The organism is Streptomyces atratus (assembly GCF_900119365.1).
Lineage (GTDB): Bacteria > Actinomycetota > Actinomycetes > Streptomycetales > Streptomycetaceae > Streptomyces > Streptomyces atratus_B.
The window spans coordinates 1-2,321 of the sequence record NZ_FPJO01000089.1 but is presented as its reverse complement, the minus strand read 5'-3'; the positions used below and the strand labels follow the sequence as shown (position 1 = coordinate 2,321).

Here is a 2,321-nt window from a genome sequence, read left to right as displayed (position 1 = left end):
TACAGAGCACCATGCCCACGCCGGTGCTCGAGGGCCAGCGACAGTTCGACCAGGGTCTTCACCGGCCCGTCCGCGCACAGCACCGCGTCCGTGAGCTCGAAGAGTGCATCCGCGCGGGCGTAAAGGCACTCGTAGAACTCGACCCGAAAGCGGGACAAGACATCCAACGCCTCGCCTGCGGGCCCTGGGAGAGGGAGACTCATACGCAGCGGCCGTTCTCTCGTGCTTCGTGACTCGACATCTCGAAGCGTGGAGAACGGCCGCCTCCGCTGTCCCGGGAAGAACCGCAGATCAGCAGGTTGGGTGACAGGCGAGGATAAACGTCAAGCTGAGAGACCGCCACACGCGCCCCCGCTCCGCCCCAAGGGCGGAGCGCATAGGCGCGGGCCGCGCCCTCGCGTCCTGCGGCCAGCTCGACATCGAGTGGCTACCGCGGCCGATCGGGAACCATGACGGCACAGTGGTCACACAGACCCCACGGCCGTCCCTTGCGCACCGGGGTGGCGCCCTCCCGCCGCAAGCGGGCCGCGCCCGTAGGCTCGCAGCCCGCACCGGCATCGAGCAGTGGGTCGGCCGGTACAACACCGAGCGCTCGCACTCAGTACTCGGCTACCTCCCGCCCGAGGAATTCGAAGCCCAGCACTACCGATCCCAGGCGACCACGAACGCCGCCTGAAACCACACAAACCAGCCGCTACGAAACCCGGAACAGCTCAACCGCGGGGCCGGAGGGGATACCGTCGACACGCGATCCGCGAGGTGACGGAATGTACGTCGCGGTCAACGGACCGGCGGCCGGGGCGGGTTGGGGCGACACTCTCCCCGCGGCGCGTGCGGTCAGGGTAAAGCGGTTGCTCGCAGGCGGACTGGTGACGATCATCATCACCGATGACTGGTGAACTTTCTTCTGTGAGGGGTCTGCGGTGACGATCGTGACGAGAGCTGACGGATTCGATCCGGCTTGCCTGGAGGAGGCCGTCTCCACAGTGGCGCAGGAAAGGGGGTTCTCCGGCACGGTCCGGGTCACGCGTCACGGGGAGCCGGTATTCACCCGCGCGTTCGGGATGGCGTCACGGCGGTGGTCCATACCGAACACGTGCGACACGCGATTCCGGGTGGCGTCGGTGTCCAAGATGTTCACAGCGGTGGCCGTCCTGCAGCTCGTCGAGCGGAAGCAGGTCTGCCTCGACGACGCGCTGGTGGGCTTCGTGAAAGAGCACATGCCCCAGCTCGATCCGCGTGTCACGGTCCACCACGCCCTGACGATGACGGCGGGCATCGGCGACTGGTTCGAGGAGGGCAGCGACGACTGGGAAGCCGAATGGGCCGCCCTGACCTCCTCCCACCCGCTCTACCTGCTGCGGAGCAACAAGGACTACCTGTCGCTGTTCGCCGGCAAGCAGCCCCACTCCCCTCCCGGGGAGCGTCATCTGTACAACGGCGCCGGCTACATCCTGCTCGGCCTGCTCATCGAATCGGTGACCGGCCGCTCCTTCGAGGAGGTCATCGCCGACGATGTATTCGCCCGTGCCGGAATGAGCGCGGCAGGATTCCCGGCCCTGGACGACCTGGGGCCGGACATTGCCGAGGGATACCTCACCACCGCCGGCAGCCCCACCCCGTACCGGACCAATCACTACGCGACCACCCCCGGGGCCGCCGCCGACGGAGGGGCTACCTGTAGCGCCGCCGATCTGACGGCCTTCGCCCACGCACTGCGCCACGGGCGGCTGCTGAACGAGGAGACCACGCGCCTGGCTCTGACCCCGCAGGTCGACGAGCGTGAGGAGAAGGTCCGCGGCTACCGGTGGATGTACGGCTTCGGCCTCACCCACATCCTCGACGACGAAGGAACCATCGTCCGCTGGGGCCACACGGGCGAGGAGGACGGGGCCAGCGCCCGCCTCTATCACTACCCGCAGCAGGGCCTGGACGTCGCAGTCCTCGGCAACATCAGCTGGTGCGCCGGCGACATGGGGTGGGCCATCCACGACGCCCTGGTCGGCAACTGAGCAGCCACGTGCCGCGTTCGCGACGCCGGGCGCTCAGCAGACCGGACAGGCATCGAAGGGTGGAACTGGAAGGATCGAGCCCTGATGGGTAGACAAGCACACGATGCTCCGGGCAGATAGTTTGCCGGGTCGACAACCCACCTAGTGTCTCGTGATTCTGTCGTTGGAACTTGATGGTTCATCGCTTCGTTGGCCCGGTGTGAATCTCTCCTCCGAACAGATTGATGAGCTGCGGGAGTTGGCGGGCAGCCGTCACGCCCCTGCCGATGTCGTCCTGCGGGCCCGCCTGGTGCTGTGGGCGGCCGAGGG

The 2,321-nt window shown here is 67.4% G+C and carries 3 protein-coding genes; 2 read left to right on the top strand and 1 reads right to left on the bottom strand.

Annotation, left to right across the window (positions count from 1 at the left end; genetic code table 11):
- The coding region (locus BT364_RS43925; protein WP_143166642.1) for a transposase at positions 1-203 on the bottom strand (203 nt) is incomplete at its 3' end.
- 257 nt (positions 204-460) lie between these two features.
- On the opposite strand from BT364_RS43925, the gene BT364_RS44550 reads away from it, so the two are divergent.
- Together BT364_RS44550 and BT364_RS38845 are read left to right on the top strand one after the other, a co-directional pair.
- Positions 461-676, top strand: a complete 216-nt coding sequence (locus tag BT364_RS44550) for an integrase core domain-containing protein (RefSeq protein ID WP_072489815.1) — start codon at positions 461-463, stop codon at positions 674-676.
- A gap of 247 nt (positions 677-923) precedes the next feature.
- Positions 924-2,012, top strand: coding sequence for a serine hydrolase domain-containing protein (locus tag BT364_RS38845; RefSeq protein ID WP_331765649.1), 1,089 nt, complete (start codon positions 924-926; stop codon positions 2,010-2,012).
- Positions 2,013-2,321 lie beyond the last annotated feature (309 nt).